The 18920-nt window shown below is 44.6% G+C and carries 19 protein-coding genes; 13 read left to right on the forward strand and 6 right to left on the reverse strand.

The genetic code is table 11. The features are described 5' to 3' along the window. Nucleotide 1: 1 nt before the first annotated feature. From ACO1PK_RS11665 to ACO1PK_RS11695, 7 genes are all read left to right on the forward strand, one after another. Complete coding sequence (locus ACO1PK_RS11665) at nt 2–343, forward strand: 4a-hydroxytetrahydrobiopterin dehydratase (RefSeq protein WP_423185794.1); 342 nt, start codon at nt 2–4, stop codon at nt 341–343. Nucleotides 344–472: 129 nt separating this feature from the next. Next, nucleotides 473–2035, forward strand: coding sequence for a transcriptional regulator TyrR (tyrR, locus tag ACO1PK_RS11670; RefSeq protein WP_423185795.1), 1563 nt, complete (start codon nt 473–475; stop codon nt 2033–2035). Nucleotides 2036–2263: 228 nt separating this feature from the next. Then, a complete protein-coding gene (gene hppD / locus ACO1PK_RS11675; protein WP_423185796.1) occupies nt 2264–3337 on the forward strand; it encodes a 4-hydroxyphenylpyruvate dioxygenase in 1074 nt (357 codons plus the stop codon). Further along, nucleotides 3330–4463, forward strand: coding sequence for a homogentisate 1,2-dioxygenase (locus tag ACO1PK_RS11680; RefSeq protein ID WP_423185797.1), 1134 nt, complete (start codon nt 3330–3332; stop codon nt 4461–4463). Before hppD ends, ACO1PK_RS11680 begins: the two co-directional genes overlap by 8 nt. 21 nt (nt 4464–4484) lie before the next feature. After that, nucleotides 4485–5504, forward strand: a complete 1020-nt coding sequence (locus ACO1PK_RS11685; protein ID WP_423185798.1) for a fumarylacetoacetate hydrolase family protein — start codon at nt 4485–4487, stop codon at nt 5502–5504. Between the two features lie 80 nt (nt 5505–5584). Further along, complete coding sequence (maiA, locus tag ACO1PK_RS11690; RefSeq protein WP_423185799.1) at nt 5585–6226, forward strand: maleylacetoacetate isomerase; 642 nt, start codon at nt 5585–5587, stop codon at nt 6224–6226. A gap of 31 nt (nt 6227–6257) precedes the next feature. Next, a complete protein-coding gene (locus tag ACO1PK_RS11695; RefSeq protein WP_423185800.1) occupies nt 6258–7091 on the forward strand; it encodes a GAF domain-containing protein in 834 nt (277 codons plus the stop codon). A 223-nt stretch (nt 7092–7314) separates the two neighbouring features. Here ACO1PK_RS11695 and ACO1PK_RS11700 read toward each other — a convergent pair whose 3' ends face one another. The 3 genes from ACO1PK_RS11700 to gloB are packed head-to-tail and all read right to left on the reverse strand — an operon-like array spanning nt 7315 to nt 10267. Further along, complete coding sequence (locus ACO1PK_RS11700) at nt 7315–7800, reverse strand: hypothetical protein (RefSeq protein WP_423185801.1); 486 nt, start codon at nt 7798–7800, stop codon at nt 7315–7317. Nucleotides 7801–7818: 18 nt separating this feature from the next. Further along, nucleotides 7819–9432 carry a LysM peptidoglycan-binding domain-containing protein gene (locus ACO1PK_RS11705; protein ID WP_423185802.1) on the reverse strand — a complete coding sequence of 538 codons (1614 nt, stop codon included), beginning with the start codon at nt 9430–9432 and terminating at the stop codon, nt 7819–7821. A gap of 55 nt (nt 9433–9487) precedes the next feature. Continuing rightward, nucleotides 9488–10267 carry a hydroxyacylglutathione hydrolase gene (gene gloB / locus ACO1PK_RS11710; RefSeq protein WP_423185803.1) on the reverse strand — a complete coding sequence of 260 codons (780 nt, stop codon included), beginning with the start codon at nt 10265–10267 and terminating at the stop codon, nt 9488–9490. 38 nt (nt 10268–10305) lie between these two features. Between gloB and ACO1PK_RS11715 the strand changes: the two genes are divergently transcribed. Further along, nucleotides 10306–11064 (forward strand): class I SAM-dependent methyltransferase, encoded by a 759-nt coding sequence (locus ACO1PK_RS11715; protein WP_423185804.1) that lies wholly within the window; start codon nt 10306–10308, stop codon nt 11062–11064. A gap of 62 nt (nt 11065–11126) precedes the next feature. On the opposite strand, the gene ACO1PK_RS11720 is transcribed toward ACO1PK_RS11715, so the two are convergent. Together ACO1PK_RS11720 and ACO1PK_RS11725 are read right to left on the reverse strand one after the other, a co-directional pair. Beyond that, complete coding sequence (locus tag ACO1PK_RS11720) at nt 11127–11984, reverse strand: TraB/GumN family protein (protein ID WP_423185805.1); 858 nt, start codon at nt 11982–11984, stop codon at nt 11127–11129. Between the two features lie 63 nt (nt 11985–12047). Then, nucleotides 12048–12584, reverse strand: coding sequence for a DUF2058 domain-containing protein (locus ACO1PK_RS11725; RefSeq protein WP_423185806.1), 537 nt, complete (start codon nt 12582–12584; stop codon nt 12048–12050). Between the two features lie 126 nt (nt 12585–12710). Between ACO1PK_RS11725 and ACO1PK_RS11730 the strand changes: the two genes are divergently transcribed. Next, complete coding sequence (locus ACO1PK_RS11730; protein WP_423185807.1) at nt 12711–14036, forward strand: DEAD/DEAH box helicase; 1326 nt, start codon at nt 12711–12713, stop codon at nt 14034–14036. 222 nt (nt 14037–14258) lie between these two features. Further along, nucleotides 14259–14471 carry a cold-shock protein gene (locus tag ACO1PK_RS11735; RefSeq protein WP_189430946.1) on the forward strand — a complete coding sequence of 71 codons (213 nt, stop codon included), beginning with the start codon at nt 14259–14261 and terminating at the stop codon, nt 14469–14471. 98 nt (nt 14472–14569) lie between these two features. On the opposite strand, the gene dinB is transcribed toward ACO1PK_RS11735, so the two are convergent. Then, nucleotides 14570–15649: a DNA polymerase IV gene (gene dinB / locus ACO1PK_RS11740; protein WP_423185808.1), complete on the reverse strand. Its 1080-nt coding sequence runs from the start codon at nt 15647–15649 to the stop codon at nt 14570–14572. A gap of 243 nt (nt 15650–15892) precedes the next feature. On the opposite strand from dinB, the gene glyA reads away from it, so the two are divergent. The 3 genes from glyA (at nt 15893) to ribD (ending at nt 18919) form a co-directional block, all read left to right on the forward strand. After that, entirely contained in the window at nt 15893–17146 is a 1254-nt protein-coding gene (gene glyA / locus ACO1PK_RS11745; protein WP_423185809.1) for a serine hydroxymethyltransferase, read from the forward strand. Between the two features lie 163 nt (nt 17147–17309). Next, on the forward strand, nt 17310–17762 hold the full coding sequence (gene nrdR, locus ACO1PK_RS11750; RefSeq protein ID WP_423185810.1) for a transcriptional regulator NrdR: 453 nt from the start codon (nt 17310–17312) through the stop codon (nt 17760–17762). A 2-nt stretch (nt 17763–17764) separates the two neighbouring features. Continuing rightward, entirely contained in the window at nt 17765–18919 is a 1155-nt protein-coding gene (gene ribD, locus ACO1PK_RS11755; protein ID WP_423185811.1) for a bifunctional diaminohydroxyphosphoribosylaminopyrimidine deaminase/5-amino-6-(5-phosphoribosylamino)uracil reductase RibD, read from the forward strand. Nucleotide 18920 lies beyond the last annotated feature (1 nt).

The raw sequence follows: 18920 nt of genomic DNA on the forward strand, positions 1-18920 counted from the left end.
TATGACCGAATTAACTAAAATGCAATGTGAGGCATGTCGTGCTGATGCGCCAAAAGTGTCAGATGCTGAATTGCCAGAGCTGATGCGACAAATTCCAGACTGGACCCCTGTTGTTCGTGAGGGAATCTTACAGTTAGAGCGAATTTATAAGTTTAAAAATTTCAAACAAGCTTGGGCTTTTCATCATAAGGTTGCGGAAATGGCCGAAGCGGAAGGGCATCATCCTGCGTTGTTGCTTGAATGGGGCAAGCTAACTGTTACCTGGTGGTCGCACTCCATTAAAGGCCTACATAAAAACGATTTTATTTGTGCAGCTAAAACCGATGCGTTGTTAGCTGAATAAGGCTTTCCTTTCTGGCAGACCGTTCGGTCTGCCCTATATTTGTTCATATATCTTTACAAAAATACTGGTCTGTTATACTCGCTATACCGTATTATGCTGCATCTGTTCAGCCAAAGGTGTAGGGCGGTTATGCGTTTAGAAATTCTTTGTCAAAATCGACTGGGTCTGGCTCAGGAAGTGCTCAATATTCTGGTCAGTTACCAGTTAGATCTCCGTGGTATCGAAGTTGATCCTTCATTAAATAAAATCTATGTGTCATTTCCTACGGTTAACTTTGAAAAGTTTCAGGAGTTAATGGCAAAAATGCGTCGTATTAGTGGGGTAGAAGATGTGAAAACCACCGCTTTTATGCCTTCAGAGCGCGAGCATAACGAGCTACTGACTTTGTTAAGAACCCTGCCTGACGGTCTTATTGCCATCGATATCAAAGCTAATGTTACGGTAATTAATGATGCGGCGCTTGAAGCGCTCTCTGTCGCCAGAGAAGAGATTGCGGGGCAATCATTACAAAGCATGGTGAAAGGCTTTAATTTTTTGCGTTGGCTGGAAGGTGAAGATGTGCTGGCGCAGACACGTCGTTTTGAAATTCATAATAAACGCTTTGTCGCGGATATTTTGCCGGTGATGGTGCCAGACGAGAATGGCAACGAAATTCTGGCTGGCGCGGTCATTAATTTAAAATCCGAAAGCCGCTTAGGTCAGCACATGATTGCCTTTAAAAAAGGTGATCAAGAAGGCTTTAATAATATTCAAGCCACGAGTAATGCGATGCGCAAAGTGGTGCGCGAGGCAAAGCGTATGGCGCAGTTAGATGCACCTATTTTGATTATGGGCGAAACCGGTACAGGCAAAGAGTTACTTGCTCGCGCTTGTCATGCTGCTGGAAGCCGCCATAACAAACCTTTTTTAACCGTACCCTGTGCTTCTATGCCGGACAATGTGGCGGAGTCAGAACTCTTTGGTTATGGACCCAATGCTTTTCCAGGCACCAGTGAAGGGAAAAAAGGCATTTTTGAGCAAGCGCATGGCGGCACAGTCTTTTTAGATGAAGTCGGGGAAATGTCGCATCAGCTACAAACCAAGTTATTGCGGTTTTTACAAGATGGCAGTTTTCGCCGAGTGGGAGAAGAAAAAGAAGTTCGAGTCGATGTCCGAGTGTTGTGTACCACGCAAAAAGATCTGCCTACCATGGTACAGGAGCATCGATTCCGTGAAGATTTATTTTATCGCTTAAATGTGTTGACTCTGCATTTACCGGCACTACGTGAGCGTAAACAAGATGTGGTGCCACTCGCTGAGTTTTTTGTCGCCCGTTATGCCGCAAGATTAGGGCGTAAGTCGCCAAAATTGACCGAGAGTTGTGCACAGTTTCTACAACAGTACCCCTGGCCCGGCAATGTTAGACAGCTCGAAAATGCGCTTTACCGAGCGGTGACCTTGCTAGACGGTAATGAGTTGGATAAGCATCATCTGCAGTTGCCCAGTTATACCAGTGATTTTGGCTATTTAGAGCAAGACTTTGATGGCACTTTAGATGAAGCCGTGAAACATTTTGAAGCAAACTTATTACGTAAACTGTTCCCAGCTTACCCAAGCTCACGCCAACTAGCGAAAAAGCTTGGCTTAAGTCATACCGCGGTTGCTAATAAACTGCGTGATTATGGCATTAACCGCAAGAGTGTAAAAATTTAAGTACGATTTTGTGCTTAAATCCTTACTTCAGAAAGGCCGTCAGCCAAGCTTGACGGCCTTTCTATTTGTGGCTTACTAAAAAGTGCGTTTTTGTATGGCTTATTTTACATTTTAGCACTATAGGCCATCTAAGGTTGTAATTGCCAGCACTCTTCCTTTTTTATGGCGCTAGCGCATGATATGGCCATTGTAAGCAAATTGCTTTGAAGAAAAGACAGGAGTAGAGCCATGACTGATTATATAAACCCATTGGGAACCGATGGTTTTGAGTTTGTAGAATACACGGCCGCAGACGCGAACGGCATTGAAAAGTTAAAAGCGTTATTTTTCTCACTTGGCTTCACTGAGGTCGCCAAGCACCGTTCTAAGCAAGCTTGGTTATACAAACAAGGCGATATTAACTTTATCATCAATGCTGAGCCTAATTCGCAAGCAGAAGAGTTTGCTCGTAAGCATGGCCCTTCAGTCTGTGCTATGGCGTTCCGAGTGAAAGATGCAGCGGCCGCATTACAACACGCCCTCGCGAACGGTGCAAAAGAATACAAAAATCAAATAGGTCCAATGGAGCTGAATATTCCAGCAGTGTATGGCATTGGCAGTAGCTTACTGTATTTTGTTGATCGCTACGGTGCCAGCTCGGTCTATGATATCGACTTTAAGTACTATGATAACTGGCAGGTCGAGATGGCCAAGCACGGCGTGGGCTTAGAGGTACTAGATCACCTAACGCACAATGTGATGCGCGGTAATATGAATTTATGGTCAGGTTTCTATGAAAAAATCGGTAATTTCCGTGAAATTCGTTATTTTGACATTGAAGGCAAATTAACTGGCCTAGTTTCACGCGCGATGACGGCGCCTTGCGGTAAAATCCGTATTCCAATTAATGAATCTTCCGATGACAAATCGCAAATCGAAGAGTTTATCCGTGAATACAATGGTGAGGGCATTCAACATATTGCTTTGACTACAGAAGATATTTATCAAACGGTACGTACTTTACGTGAGCGTGGTATGGAGTTTATGCCAACGCCAGAGACTTACTACAACAAAGTGAATGCCAGAGTTGAGGGGCACACTGAAGATTTAGATCAACTACGTGAATTACGGATCTTAATTGACGGCGCTCCGATGAAAGATGGAATCCTTTTACAAATCTTTACTAAAACGGTGATCGGCCCAGTATTTTTTGAAATTATTCAACGTAAAGGCAATGAAGGTTTTGGCGAGGGTAACTTTAAAGCCTTGTTCGAATCTATTGAAGAAGATCAAATTCAGCGCGGAGTATTGAGCAATGCGTAAATGGGCATCTTTTCCATTGAAGGAAGGTGACGTATCACGGCAGGCGCATGCTGATTTTCCTGAGCAAGGTATTTATGAGCGGGAAGCTGGCCGTAGCGGCTTTTTTGGGCCGGCTACTCACTTTCATCATCGCCATGCCCCAACAGGGTGGAGCGATTGGCAAGGTCCACTAAGACCGCGTTTATTTGATTTTAACGCCTTAGCGGATGTCAGCACCCAATCGCCTTGGGCTGTACCTTCGTTATTACACAATGCCCATTGTAAATTCCGGACTTGGCGTTTAACCGAAAACATGACTCGGCTGGCGCGAAATGCCGATGGCGATGAGTTGCTGTTTATTCATGAAGGCAGCGCTGAGCTGTATTGCGATTACGGGCATTTAACGCTGAAAGACGGCGATTATGTCGTTATTCCGCGTTCGACCATGTGGCGCTTAGAACCACTAGAGCCGCTATTTGTGGTATTGATAGAAGCGACGAATGATAGCTATCAACTGCCCGAAAAAGGCTTAGTGGGTAATCATGCTATTTTCGATCCCGCTATGTTGGATACGCCTAAAATTGATGCCGCTTTTCAAGCGCAATACAGCGAGCAAACCTGGCAGGTTGAGGTGAAACGGCATAATCAGGTATCGGTTATTACCTATCCTTACAATCCGTTAGATGCAATTGGCTGGCATGGCGATTTAGCCGTTATGCGCATCAATTGGCGTGATATTCGACCTTTGATGAGTCATCGCTACCATTTACCGCCCTCTGCGCATACGACCTTTGTGGCGCAGCGTTTTGTGGTATGCACCTTTGTGCCTCGACCCATCGAAAGCGATCCCGGTGCTTTAAAAGTGCCGTTTTATCATAACAATGATGATTATGATGAAGTGCTGTTTTACCATGCGGGTGATTTCTTTAGTCGCGATAATATTGAAAAAGGCATGGTGACTTTTCACCCAGCAGGTTTCACGCACGGTCCGCATCCTAAAGCCTTTCAAGCGGGGCAAGAGTATCGCAAAAAGTTCACCGATGAAGTGGCAGTGATGTTAGATACTCGTGATGCCCTAGAGGTTGGCGAAGCTGCATTGGCAACCGAAAATGCAGCCTACGTAAATAGCTGGCAAGTTAAAGGCTAATTGGCCATTTAAGGAATTGCAATGAAGTTAGCAAGTTTAAAAAATCAAACGCGTGATGGGCAATTAGTTGTGGTAAGTCGCGATCTTAGCCGCTGTATCGCGATCCCGCAGATTGCCGCAACCATGCAGCAATTATTGGACCATTGGTCAACTCTGGCACCTAAAGTGGCGGAAATCTATCAGGCATTGAATGCAGGCTCGGTGACCGGTGAGCAACGCTTTAACCAAGCAGAATGTGAATCGCCTTTACCTCGCGCCTATCAATGGGCTGATGGCAGTGCCTATGTTAATCATGTGGAACTGGTGCGCAAGGCGCGCAATGCTGAGATGCCGGAGACCTTTTGGACTGATCCATTAATGTATCAGGGCGGCTCTGATGATTTTATCGGCCCACGTGATGCTATTGAGGCGATTAGTACTGAGCATGGCATTGACTTTGAAGGTGAAGTGGCTGTGATCACTGATGATGTGGCGATGGGGAGCTCAGCTACAGAGGCGTTAGGTAAAATACGTTTGGTTATGTTAGTGAATGATGTATCCCTACGAGGCCTTATTCCAAATGAGTTAGCCAAAGGTTTTGGTTTTTTTCAATCTAAGCCAGCGTCAAGCTTTAGCCCTGTTGCGGTAACACCCGAAGAGTTAGGTTCACATTGGCATGATGGCAAGCTGCATCTGCCCTTATTGTCGACATACAATGGTGAACCTTTTGGTAAGCCGAATGCTGGAGTGGATATGACCTTCCATTTTGGCGAGTTAGTAGCGCATGCGGCAAAAACGCGTAATCTTGGGGCAGGCGCTATTATCGGCTCAGGTACCGTATCCAATAAGCAGGGTACCGCTTATGGAACGGCGATTAGCGAAGGGGGCGTGGGTTACAGTTGTATCGCCGAAATTCGGATGATTGAAACGATTCGTGACGGCAAACCCACCACTGGTTTTATGCAGTTTGGTGACAGCATTCGCTTAGAAATGTTGGACGAACAAGGCCAGAGTATTTTTGGTGCAATTCAGCAGCAGGTAGTAGAGTATAAAAAGAAATAACGTTACTATGTTTTGTTAACACGTTTTACTATCTAGCCCGCAGCACTTTTCGCTGCGGGCTGCTTTTTAGGGATGATAAAATGAAACTCTATAGCTATTGGCGCTCTTCTGCTGCTTATCGAGTGCGCATTGCTTTGCATTTGAAGCAACTTAGTTTTGAAACGATACCTGTTCATCTATTAAAAGAGGGTGGACAACAACATCATGCCGATTATCAACAACTAAATCCGGCTGAACTGGTTCCGGTTTTACAAGATGAATCACTGAACCTTAACCAGTCTTTGGCCATTATCGAATATCTGGACGAAGTCTATCCTGAGCCTGCTTTATTGCCTGTTGTACCAAGCGAAAGAGCGCAAGTAAGAGCGTTGGCCTTAGATATTGCCTGTGATATTCATCCTTTAAATAATTTACGCGTGTTGCAGTACCTGACAGGTCCTTTAGCCCTAACGGAGCAGCAAAAGCTCAGTTGGATCCAGCATTGGTTAACAACGGGGTTTACTGCGCTAGAGCAACGACTAAGTCAAACTGCTGGTCAGTATTGTTTTGGTGATCAGCTTTCCTTGGCAGATATCTGTTTAGTGCCGCAAGTGTATAATGCCTTACGTTTTAATCTTGATTTGCAAAACTATCCAACTATCCAGCGCATCTATCAGCATTGTCAGCAATTAGCCGCTTTTGCGCTGGCCGCGCCCGAGCAGCAAACTGACGCAGTACTCTAGCTTGGATAATGGGCATGTTGGATTAAACAGTATGGCAGAAATTGATTTGTTTCAATGGTGGCGACAAGCGCCTTTTGCTTGCGCCTTATTTCGTAGCCCGAAATTGCTAAATGAGCCAAGTGAGTTTGTGGCGGCAAATGCAGTGTTTAATATCGTTACTGGGCTAACGACAGAGCAACTGCACTTATGTCAGGCCGAGGACTTTAATCGGCGTGCTGTTTATTATTCTACTAATACTGCACAGCGTTACCAAGTGCAAAGCTATGCACCTGATAGCGAATTCTTGTTGATCTCCTTACAGCAAATTCCGGATCTAACCATCCCGGCCTTAACAAAGGAGTCTAACGCAGCACATTATCCGCTGACCCATTTGATGTTGGATATCGCTCAAGGTTTCATTGGTATAGCGCGTGAGCAATTGGCGACATTACTGCCGCGTGCTTTAGCGCGACTGGGTTCTGCAGTTGCTGCCGACCGTGTTTATATTTTTGATTATGATTTTGTTCAACAGACCTGTTCAAATACTTTTGAATGGTGTGCTAGCGGTATTGTCGCGGAGATTGATAATTTACAAGATGTGCCTTTAGCGGCGATCCCGCAATGGGTTAATGCACACCAACAGGGTTTAGCAATGTATATCCCTGATGTTCCCTCGCTACCACAAGGTGATGCTTTAAAGCAGTTATTACAGCCGCAAGGGATTAAAAGCCTTATTGCCTTACCTATTTTAGCTGACGATAAACTCTTTGGTTTTGTAGGTTTTGATTCCGTTAAACAACATCATTACTATAGTGAAGAAGAACGGCTGTTATTGGGGAGTTTTGCGACGATGTTGGTAAAATTAAAGCAATACTTCGGGAGTTAACTCAAAGTGCAGCTACCAAAACGTTGGCTTAACCGCGCTTTATGTTATGTTGGTTTTTTTGGATTGGTGTTTCAAATCACCGCAGCGGTGCATGCTTTTTGGTATCAAATACCTTTTAGTCACTTTTGGTTTTTACTGATAGCCCCGCTGTTGTGTTTAGCATCTGGTTTGATTCCTGCGCTTCAGCCGCAAAAGGAATAGCTAAGGTAGTTGAGCCGTGATTTTAACGTCTTGGCTTAAACATACCGCGGATTTCGATATCCGCAATACCACTTTGTTTTAAATTAAAATTTATTTGTGCTGGCCCACGTCCAAAGAAGTATTCTTCATTGCCATACTGCAGTACAAAGCCGCCTCTTGCCGATGTAGCTTGCGGATCTCGCTTTAATTCAATTTTATGCTCGGCAATTTCTAAGGTAAAAGCCTGTAAAGGCTGCTTGGCAAAGTCACTTATCCAAACCTCTCGATCTTGTTGCAAAACAACAGATAAGGCATACTTTTGCGGAGGAGAAGAGAGGCGTGCACTTTGGTTACCCACCTGAAAAATATAGCTACCGGCCTCACGCGTTAGGGCAAGCACAAATTTATCAGTGCGCTGTTCACCGGTTACAAAATGGAGAGTAACCTTACCTTCATGGTGAAAAGTAGCATAGCTATTAAAGCTAAGTAGTAATAACACTAACACTAACACTAACACTAACGCTCGCATAGCAACCCTCTTTATACGTTAAACCGAAGTTGCGTCGACTAATAAGGTTAGCTGCTGACCGGGCTGCAGGTAACTCTCTGTGTTGATGTTGTTCCATTTTACAATATCATCAACAGTAACGCTAAAACGTTGTGCAATCTTAACCAAGGAGTCACCCGATCTGACACGATAATTGACAGTACGGGTTATTAGCTGAGTGTTTTGTATCTGGTTAGATTGTAAAACTTTTATCTTTTGGCCTTCTTTTAATATAGCGTTATTAGTTAGCTTATTCCAGCTGCGAATTTGGGCGAGTGTAACGTTATATTTTCGGCTCAAATCCCATAAAGTATCACCGCGTGTAATCACGTGTTCTACGAATTCAGATTGGGTAGTGGGGAGGCTTTGCGATACAGTTTCAGTGGGTATTTGCTTAGCATCATTAGAACGTGGGATCAATAAAGATTGTCCGACACGAATGGTATTATTGCGGAGTTTATTTAAGCTGGTTAAAGCAGCTACTGTGGTTTGATGGCGTTTAGCAATGACACCCAAAGTATCACCATTTTTCACCGTATAAGGTTGCCACTGCATAAGCTGGTCTACTGCAGTTTGCGCAAGTTTATCGCTGAATAGCTCTGCTTTAGCGATAGGTAATACCAATTGATGCGGCCCCTCAGGTGCAGTTGCCCAGCGACTAAACCCTGGGTTAAGGGCTTTTAGATCTGCCAAGCTGATCTCAGCCATTTCTGCCGCTATGCTTAAATCTACTTGATGCCCTATTTCAACTACGGATATTTTTGGTTCGTTGGCGATGAATTTCCAAACAATGTCAAATTCTTCAGGACGTTGCAGAATATCAACTAGTGCTAAAAGTTTGGGTACATATGACGTTGTTTCAGCCGGTAGATCTAAAGACCAGAAATCGGTTGGTAAGCGGCGTTTTTTGTTGGCTTGTATTGCCCGCATAATGCGGCCTTCACCGGCATTATATGCCGCGATGGCGTTAAGCCAATCGTGTTCTAACGTATTATACAGATACTGCAAATAATCTAGTGCTGCTTGAGTCGATTGCACGACATCTTTGCGACCGTCGTACCAACTATTTTGTGTTAGACCAAACCGTTTTCCCGTAGCAGGCATAAATTGCCACATACCAGCGGCTTTTGCATGTGAATAGACAGACGGGTCAAAAGCACTTTCAACAATAGGTAATAGTGCCAAATCTAGCGGCATTTGGCGCTTTTCTAATTCCTGCACTATGTAATAGAGAAAGGGTTGTGCGCGAGTTGCTATTCTGTCTAAGAAGTTTTGACTATCGGCATATACATTTCGTTGTTCAACAATAGCGCGAGTTTGCGGAACCTTGAAACTCAACTGAGCTTGGATGCGTAACCAAAGATCTTCTACCTCAGTGGCATCTAGCACTGGTTCATTGCTTAGATTTGCTTGCCACAGTTGATTCGCGATGGTTTCTGCTGATGCCGTATTAACAAAGATAGACCTGTTAGCCGTTTTTCCTAGTTTAGTATTTTCTTTTATAGGTTGAACGTCGTTGCCAGAGTCCTTTGTATTTTCTGTGGTAGACTCTGTCGTACTGACACAGCCGGTTAAAAATGCCAGCAAAAATACGGCAGAGATTCTTAAAGTCATAACAGCGTTCCAAGTATAAAAAAAATATATTACCTGTCTGAGATTTCATTGCAAGTCAGGATTTAAATTGATCTTTTGACATTCTTAGATAGGTAAAGAGTGATTGAGCTGATTTTTGGCTGTGTTTTGTTTGTAAGTCATTGTTATTACATCGTAAAAAAGGGTTTACTTTTTTCTCTATAGCCAGATTAGAAGGTAATGTTGGTTGAAAATTATCACGCTTAATCTGACATTGCTGTTGATAATGCACTAAATCGGCATTATTCGGCTCAACACTCAGGGCAAAGCGCAAATTTGCTAAGGTATATTCGTGGGTGCAATAGATTTGGGTTGTATCTGGCAACAGACACAAACGCTGTAAAGACTGAAACATGCTTACCGCGCTTGTTGTAAATTCTCCCTCCAGCAATCGACCACAACCACCACTAAAGAGCGTATCACCACAAAACAAAACGGGAGCTGAATAAAAAGCAATGTGTCCCTGCGTATGGCCGGGGATCGCGAACACCTCAAACTGGCAGTTCAGTTCTGGTAGAGAGACTCTATCGCCGTCTTTGACCAACTCTGTTAAAGTCGGTATTCGAGCGTGTTCTGCGGCGGGGCCAATAATACGTAATGCCGGCCATTGTAAAGCTAACGCGGTTAGTCCACCGGTATGATCGGCATGATGATGAGTAATCAAGGCAGCTAATAGTTTTTTATTAGTTTGTGCTAAATAGTTACTGACAACATTAGCATCACCTGGATCGACGACTAAACACCATTCTGAATCAGGGGCGCTTATTACCCAGATATAATTATCTTGAAATGCAAGCAGTGGGATAATCTGTGTCATTTTGTTATCCTGAAAAAAACACTAGGCAGAACCTTAACATGAAACCAGCGTTACGTGACAATCATCTGACTGCACCAGCGGGTTGGCAAACATTTCGTCAGGGACCTGCACTTGCGGCTGCAGTAAGTCAGCAACTTAGCCCGTGGTGGCAGCAAATATTTGGTTATTACTTATTAAAAGTGGGTAATCTCAGTTGTCAGTTAGATACCCGCGAAGCGCGATTACGTCATCAGATTACGCTGGGTGATCCAACGTGTTCCCCCCATGTTATTGCTGACGCTGATGCGCTGCCAATAGGTGCTGCTAGCGTTGATGCTATCTTACTCAGCCACTGCTTGGAGTTTCAGGTGGATCCTCATCACGTGATTCGGGAAGCGCATCGCGTATTAATCAGTGATGGCTATTTATTACTGACCGGTTTTAATCCCTTCAGTATGGTGGGTATTTGTCGTCATCTACCTTGGCTAAAGCATGACTTACCTCAGCAGGGGCATTTCTTTAGTGCTTCGCGTATTAAAGATTGGTTACATTTGATTGGGTTTGAAGTGCTCAGTGAAGAACGTTTTTTTTGCAGTGGCATGTTAGCGGTTGAACATAAAACCGGACGTTGGCAGCGTTTTAATGAGAAATACTTAAACTATTTTGCTGCCAGCTATTTGTTGGTTGCGCGAAAACGTGAGTTGCCGTTAACGCCAATCAGACCCAAATGGCAAGTCCAACGTGGTTTTGGTGCCACGCAAGGCATCAGCGCTAGACAAGGCGTGCAGCGCAAAAATCCCGATATTGGTTGCAACTAAAATGCTGATTGGTGAGTTAAGCGACGAGCAAAATATGACACGTCGCTGGCTTTTCCCAAACATTAATTAAAAACTTGTTTAATGCTATATCCCTTATCTGTCAATAGCTTAAGCAAGCCGTCATCGCCAACCATATGTAAAGCGCCTACCAGTACCATTACCCCAGCTTCATCTAGTTGCTCTAGCGTCTGCATCCAAGCATGATTGCGTTCAACCAGTAAAGTGTTATACATTTCTGGGAATGCTTGCAGGTCCTGCAAAAACAGGGCTTCTAAAGCGGCGGTATCGCCATTACGCCAGGCTGTTTTCATCTGTGCCAGCATCGTTTCTGTGTTCGCTAAGTCTTTCAAAGTGGTACTGATGAGCTCATCGGCATCCAAGGCGTTTAATGCGGTCATCACGCCTAAATGCCGTTCTAGCGTTTCCAAACCGCTATGCTTCTTTTGCTGCTGTTGTGCCAGTTGCAGGTAATGCATATCAACCCCAGTTGACGCCGCGCCAAGACGCTGCATCTCCAGCGTTGTCAGCATAATAGCTGCGAAAGCAGGCTTGAATTGCTCAATGGCGGTAAGCGGCCATTGCCGGTCGTTTGCTTTCGTTTTAAGTTGCTGATAAACCTCTTTCGACAAGACTTGTTGCAAATTTTGGCCAGGTTTATAGGTGTTTTGCGACATGAGCATATGCATGCCTTGTGGGCTGGTAAGCTCGGCTAAATTGGTTTCAAAAATAAGGTGACTACTGGCGTTGAAGGCAGTATCAAAGGCCGTGGGCAATGGAAAGTCTGACTCACTTAACAAGTGGACTGTACCTACCAAATAAAAACTATGTTGGTCTTTACTGACTTGCCAAACGGAGGCCGCGAAAACGACTTGGCTACTCAAGATGGTGAGTATTAAACATAACTTAACGAGTATTTTCATAGTCAACTCCTTATGGCTCATTAACCGTAAAAGCGATGATAAATAAAATAGATAAGGCGATATTTACCACATAAGATCATCAGGGATCTGGTATGCGGCATAAGGATCTTCCTCATCCACTATTTGGTGTTCTCGATCATGCAGAACAACAATACAATCAGGCTCGCGCTGAGCAATTTTTGCCGCGATGGTTGCAGGAACTAATAAATACTGTTCCCCCTGTCGTACCACAGCGAGTAAACCACGAGTTAATTCATTTTGCAACTTTTGGTTAACGTAAATGCGTTTTACCACATTGCCATCGGTAAAATTAAATGCCAGTTCGCCGGTTGTCTTGATGGTGTTATTGTCAATAAGCTGTTTTACTTGTGCGGCGATGGCTTTTTTTTGCAGCTGCTCTTGCTTCTGGCGGTTTAATTCTTGATCTCTGGCGACTTGTTCTAGCCGGCGTTGCTCGGCTAATACTGTTGCCTCATTAACAACCTTTTGGCTTTTCCCTGCTTGAACTCGTTGCTGATGTTGCTGTTTTTTCGCAGCTTTTAGTTTTTTTGGATCGGCTAAACCGGCTTTTAATAGCTGCTCTTTAAAGGCATTACTCATGATAAAACTCTTCGTTGAAATTTATTAAGAAAACAAAATAGCGACTATACTAGCCCGAGAAATGATACTAACTCAAATTTGTTAGTTCGGTTATCATAGCGCGCTATTTTTCAAGTGGGGTTTATTTTGGTATTTCAGGATTTGCGGCTCGATCCGCGATTATTGCGTTCGGTTCAACATTTAGGCTTTGCTAAGCCTACCGATATTCAACAAGAAGCGATTCCGGCTGTGTTAGTCGGGCGCGATTTAATTGTGTCTTCGAAAACCGGATCGGGTAAAACCCTAGCCTACCTGCTGCCTATGATGCAGCGCTTGTTAAAAAGTCGTGCCTTATCAAAGCAAGATGCGCGAGCGTTAATTCTGGCGCCTACGCGTGAGCTGGCGAAGCAGGTATATGCGCAGTTACGTTTATTTATTGCCAATACCCCGGTAACGGCGGCGTTAATTGTCGGTGGTGAGAATTTTAATGATCAGGAAAAGCTGTTAAAACGCCAGCCGAATGTCATCGTGGCAACGCCAGGCCGCTTTATAGATCATCTTGAACATAAATCGGTTTTTATCGAAGGATTAGAGCTGCTTATTTTAGACGAGGCTGATCGCATGTTGGATTTAGGTTTTATGCCACAGCTTAATGCGATTAACAAAGCGGCGAGTCATCGTTTAAGACAAACTTTGATGTTTTCTGCCACCTTAGACCATGCGGAAGTGGATGAACTAACCTTATCACTGTTAAAAAATCCATTCAGAGTGGCGTTAGGCAGCGGTCATGAGCAGCATAGTGATATTCGTCAGCAGTTTATATTTGCTGATCATCTAACGCATAAAGAGGCTCTGTTGCAACATATATTGCAACACGAACCCATTAAACAATTAATTATTTTCACGGCAACGCGTGATGACGCTGAGCGCCTAGCAGCGCTTTGTAATCAACAAGGTTACAGTGCAATGGGCTTAAGCGCTCGTTTAACACAAGGACAGCGCAATACCGTGATGCAGCAATTTTCTGGTGGAAAATATCAGGTTCTGGTGACAACGGATCTGGCATCGCGTGGCTTAGATTTATTGCAAGTGTCTCATGTGATCAATTTTGATTTACCTAAACATGCTGAAGAATATGTGCACCGTATCGGTCGCACCGGCCGAGCAGGGGCAAAGGGAGAAGCGATATCCCTAGTCGGCCCGAAGGACTGGCCAGCACTCCAAAAAATTGAAGCTTTCTTACGGCAGGCTGTTGAATTTACTGTTATAGCAGGATTAGAGGCGCGCTTTAATGGTATTAGTACTCCGACCACAAAGCGCAATGCCAAAGTGACTTCAGCTGCAGCGGGTAAAACTGTTAAAAAAGCGCCGAATGCTAAGCCAAAAGCGGTTAAAACAGCCAAAAAAACGTTCTTTGAAGGCGGTGATGATGGCACAGCGCCGGTTAGGCGTAAAAAAATTGATGCGGTTTGATTATTTTTTCAACATTTACTGCTACACTGAAAACGCATGAGTATAAATGCTTGTGCTGGAACGGCCAGTATAGAAACTATTTTCTGTTCGCTTGGGTATTTATGTTGACCACTTAATCAGCATCCCTGATAATGCGGTGGAATATGTATCAGCTCGATGACGTGGCCGGTAATATTTAAGTCGCCGGAAGTCCGGCAAAATTTGTTAAAGTAAGAGAGTGTTATGTCACAGTTAATTTCTGGTACAGTTAAGTGGTTCAACGAAGATAAAGGCTTTGGTTTTATCGAGCGTGAAGGCGGCAAAGATGTATTCGTACATTTCCGCGCTATCAATGGCACTGGCCGCAAAACCTTAGTTGAAGGCCAAAAAGTTACCTTTATCGTTACTGAAGGCCAAAAAGGTCCTCAGGCTGAAAACGTAACTGTAATCGGTTAATTGATAAAAGTTTATTAAGAGCCGGCTTAGTGCCGGCTTTTTTATGCATGATGTAAAAGCGCGCTGTTGTTATCTGTACTTTGCTTACTCTGCATAGTTTAAAAAGGTAAACAAAGCTGTTCTTCACAGGCCGATTTAAAGCCCAGTTGCATACCAATCAAACGCACGCCTTTATCTTGCCGACGCTGCCAAGCTTGTTCCAGTAATTGTTGAAATAGCGCTAGATTAAGCTGCTTACTTTGTGTTTCTACTGTGGTTTGTCGAAAATCACTGAATTTCAGTTTCACCCCAATCTTTTGTAACAAACCGGCCTTACCACTCTGCAATAAACGCTGTTCTAGTGTTGGCAGCAGTTTGAGCAACTCGGTTTTAACCTGCTCCAGTTGCTCGAGATCTTTAGGTAAGGTTTGCTCTACGCCAATCGATTTGCGCTCGCGGCTTTGTTGTACTGGACGCTCATCAATCCCCTGACTACGTTTGATCAAGGTATTGGCCAGACTGCCGAAGTGCTTTAACAGTAAAGCCAACATCTGTGTTGAGGGCTCCTGACCATAAGCAACAATATCATGGCAATGGGTAAGGCCAAGTTTAGCCAGCTTTTCAGCGGTTTTTTGACCTACACCGGGAATACGCCGCAGGGGCAGGGTAGCGATAAAATCGGCGACCTTGTCTGGTGATAGTACAAAAAGTCCATTCGGTTTATGTTCATCACTGGCAATTTTCGCCAAAAATTTATTTGGGGCAACTCCCGCTGAGACGGTTAAACCCGTTTCACGAAACACCGTACGGCGAATATCTTCAGCAATCAGGGTGGCACTGCCTTTAAAAAGTGAGCAATCACTTACATCCAAGTAGGCTTCATCCAGTGATAGCGGTTCGACCAGCTCGGTGTAACGTAAAAAAATTGCCTGAATTTGCCGGCTAACGGTTTTGTACTTTTCCATATTACCGCGGACTAAGGTTAGCTGTGGGCAGCGCTTTAACGCTTCATGCGTAGACATGGCTGAACGCACCCCAAAAGCACGGGCTGGATAATTACAGGTAGCAATAACTCCCCGTTCATGTCGGTTGCCGCCAATGGCAAGGGGGATATGCTGTAAACTGGGATTGTCACGCATCTCGACTGCTGCGAAAAAACAGTCCATATCCAGATGGATAATTTTGCGAGGCGCGATCATCTTAAAGCACTCCAGTAACAGCACTGTATTAATAACCAGTAATTTAGCTATGTCCAACTACTTTGTAAAGCTAAGATGCCATTTTCAGGCAAGGCTAGCTTGCAGAAAGCGACAATTTTCAGTAGTGGACGTTTAGACGTCTTCTTTTTCAGTGCAAGAATTTTATTTTCAAGGTAGAATATCGACCAGTTTTTTTAGACTGTAGTTAACCTTTCAGCGTGATAGCCGCGCCCAGGAGAAAGCATGTTAAAGCGTGATATGAATATTGCCGATTTTGATCCGGAATTATGGCAATCAATGGTACAAGAAACTGAGCGGCAGGAAGCGCATATTGAGCTAATCGCCTCAGAAAACTATGCCAGCCCACGGGTGTTACAGGCACAAGGTTCACAATTAACGAACAAATATGCCGAAGGCTATCCACATAAGCGTTACTACGGTGGTTGCGAATTTGTTGATATTGCAGAAGATTTAGCGATTGCTCGCGCTAAAGAATTATTTGGTGCCGATTATGCTAACGTACAGCCGCATTCAGGCTCACAAGCTAACTCAGCGGTTTTCCTTGCGTTACTGAACGCAGGTGACACTATTTTAGGGATGAGCTTAGCGCACGGTGGTCACTTAACGCATGGTGCTACAGTAAGTGCTTCTGGCAAATTATATCATGCTGTGCAATATGGCTTGCACCCAGAAACCGGTGTGATTGATTATGATCAAGCCGAAGCGTTAGCCCTTGAGCATAAGCCAAAGCTGATTATTGCGGGTTTTTCTGCTTATTCAGGTATTGTTGATTGGCAACGTTTCCGTGATATTGCCGATAAAGTTGGTGCTTACTTACTGGTTGATATGGCTCACGTTGCCGGTTTAGTTGCTGCGGGTTTATATCCAAACCCAGTCCCTATCGCAGATGTTGTTACGACCACAACCCATAAAACACTGGCTGGCCCACGTGGTGGCTTGATTTTAGCTCGTAGCAACGAAGCCATTGAGAAAAAACTTAATTCAGCAGTATTCCCAGGTGGTCAGGGCGGCCCGCTAATGCATGTTATTGCCGCTAAAGCAGTCGCGTTTAAAGAAGCCTTACAACCTGAATTTAAAGTATACCAGCAACAAGTATTACTGAATGCGAAAGCGATGTGTGCTGAGATGATGAGCCGTGGCTATAAAGTGGTGTCTGGTGGTACTGAAAACCATTTATTCCTAATGGATTTAATTGATAAAGATATTACTGGTAAAGAAGCAGACGCTTGGTTAGGTCTGGCGCATATCACTGTTAATAAAAACTCAGTACCTAATGATCCACGTTCACCCTTTGTGACCAGTGGTTTACGGATTGGTACGCCAGCCATTACCCGTCGTGGTTTTAAAGAAGTTGAAGCCCGTTTGGTCGCTAAGCTGATTTGTGATGTGTTAGATAGTCGCGGCAATGCTGAGGTTATTGAGCAGGTCAAGGCTCAGGTTGCTGAAGTCTGTGGTCGCTTCCCAGTTTATGCGTAACTGTTAATTACATGCTATGATGGCCGCAGATGCGGCCATTTTTTTACTGTTTTTCCTGTGCTTTTGGTTAAAGGCGCGGAATTGCGTCTTTGTAGTTATCATGATTAAGAAAACAGTACTAAAGTGGTTTAGTTAGCAAGCTGATAAGGTTAGAGAGTACAACATGTTTTGTCCTTTTTGTAATGCTGATGATACTAAAGTCATCGATTCGCGTTTAGTTGCTGATGGTCATCAGGTGCGCCGCCGACGTGAGTGCCTAGCTTGCCATGAGCGCTTTACTACCTTTGAAGCTGCTGAATTGGTCATGCCGCGGATCATCAAACGTGATGGTTCTCGCGAGCCATTTAATGAAGATAAATTGCGCAATGGTTTGTTACGCTCACTAGAAAAGCGCCCCGTATCCACCGAAGACATAGAGCAACTTATTCATAAAATTAAATCGCAGCTGCGGGCAACCGGAGAGCGTGAAGTCGCCAGTCAGTTACTGGGGAGTTTAATTATGGATGAACTGGTCAAAGTCGACAAAGTTGCTTATGTGCGTTTTGCCTCCGTGTATCGGTCATTTAAAGATATTCGTGAATTTGGTGAAGAAATTGCTCGCTTGGGAGAGCAATAACCATGCTATTTTCTGACGCAGATCACGCTTTTATGGCTGAAGCCATATCGCTTGCGGCAAAAGGCTGTTTCACCACCGATCCTAATCCGAATGTTGGTGCCGTCATTGTTAAAGATCAGCAAATTATTGGTCGGGGCTATCATCAGCAAGCTGGTCAAGGCCATGCTGAAGTCCATGCGTTAGCTGAAGCGGGAATGTTGGCTCAGGGAGCAACTTGCTATGTGACGCTTGAACCTTGCGCGCATTATGGTCGAACGCCGCCTTGTGCTGCTGCTTTAGTAAAAGCCGGCGTCGCTCGGGTTGTCATTGCGATGTTGGATCCCAATCCTTTAGTAGCCGGTAAAGGTGTTACGATTTTAGAAGCCGCGGGTATCGAAGTGCAAACGGGTCTGCTAGAAACAGCTGCAAGGGCGTTAAATCCGGGCTTTTTGAGTAGAATGGAGCGCCAGCGGCCCTTTATTAGGTTAAAAATGGCTGCGAGCTTAGATGGTAGAACAGCCTTAGCGAATGGCCAGAGTCAATGGTTAACCAGTAGCGAAGCGCGTTCTGATGTGCAACTTTTTCGGGCGCAAAGTAGCGTGATCCTCTCAACTGCCGCGACGGTGCTGGCAGATGCGGCAAGATTAACGGTACGCCAAGTTGACCATAATACGATCACGCCGTTACAAAATGGGGAATTACGCCAACCACTGCGCGTTATTTTAGATCGGCAGCAACGCTTAACGGGGGCAGAACCCTTGTTTAGTCAAGGTGGGGCCATTTTAATTTGTTACGCAAAGGGCCAAAGCGCAAGGCCTTTTTCAAAAACAGCGGTTCCAGTAGAACAACTGGCGTTGGCCGTAAATGAACATGATAAACTGGATTTGCCTACTCTGATCGCGGAATTAACCTTACGTCAGGTTAATAGTATTTGGACGGAAGCGGGTAGTACCTTAGCTGGTGAATTAATCCGGCAACAGCTGGTAGATGAATTATTCCTATACCAAGCCCCCCTATTGTTAGGGGAAGCTGCCCAACCTCTGACTAAGCTTGGTGATTATCAGCGTTTGGCGGATGTTCCGCGATTACAGATTCAGGATGTGGTGACTGTCGGTCCTGATCTGAGAATCCGAGCAACGATCGCCGCCACTTCAGTCGGTTTAGCAAAAGAGCACTAAT

Source organism: Alishewanella sp. d11 (assembly GCF_049390205.1).
In the GTDB taxonomy this organism is placed as follows: Bacteria; Pseudomonadota; Gammaproteobacteria; order Enterobacterales; family Alteromonadaceae; genus Alishewanella.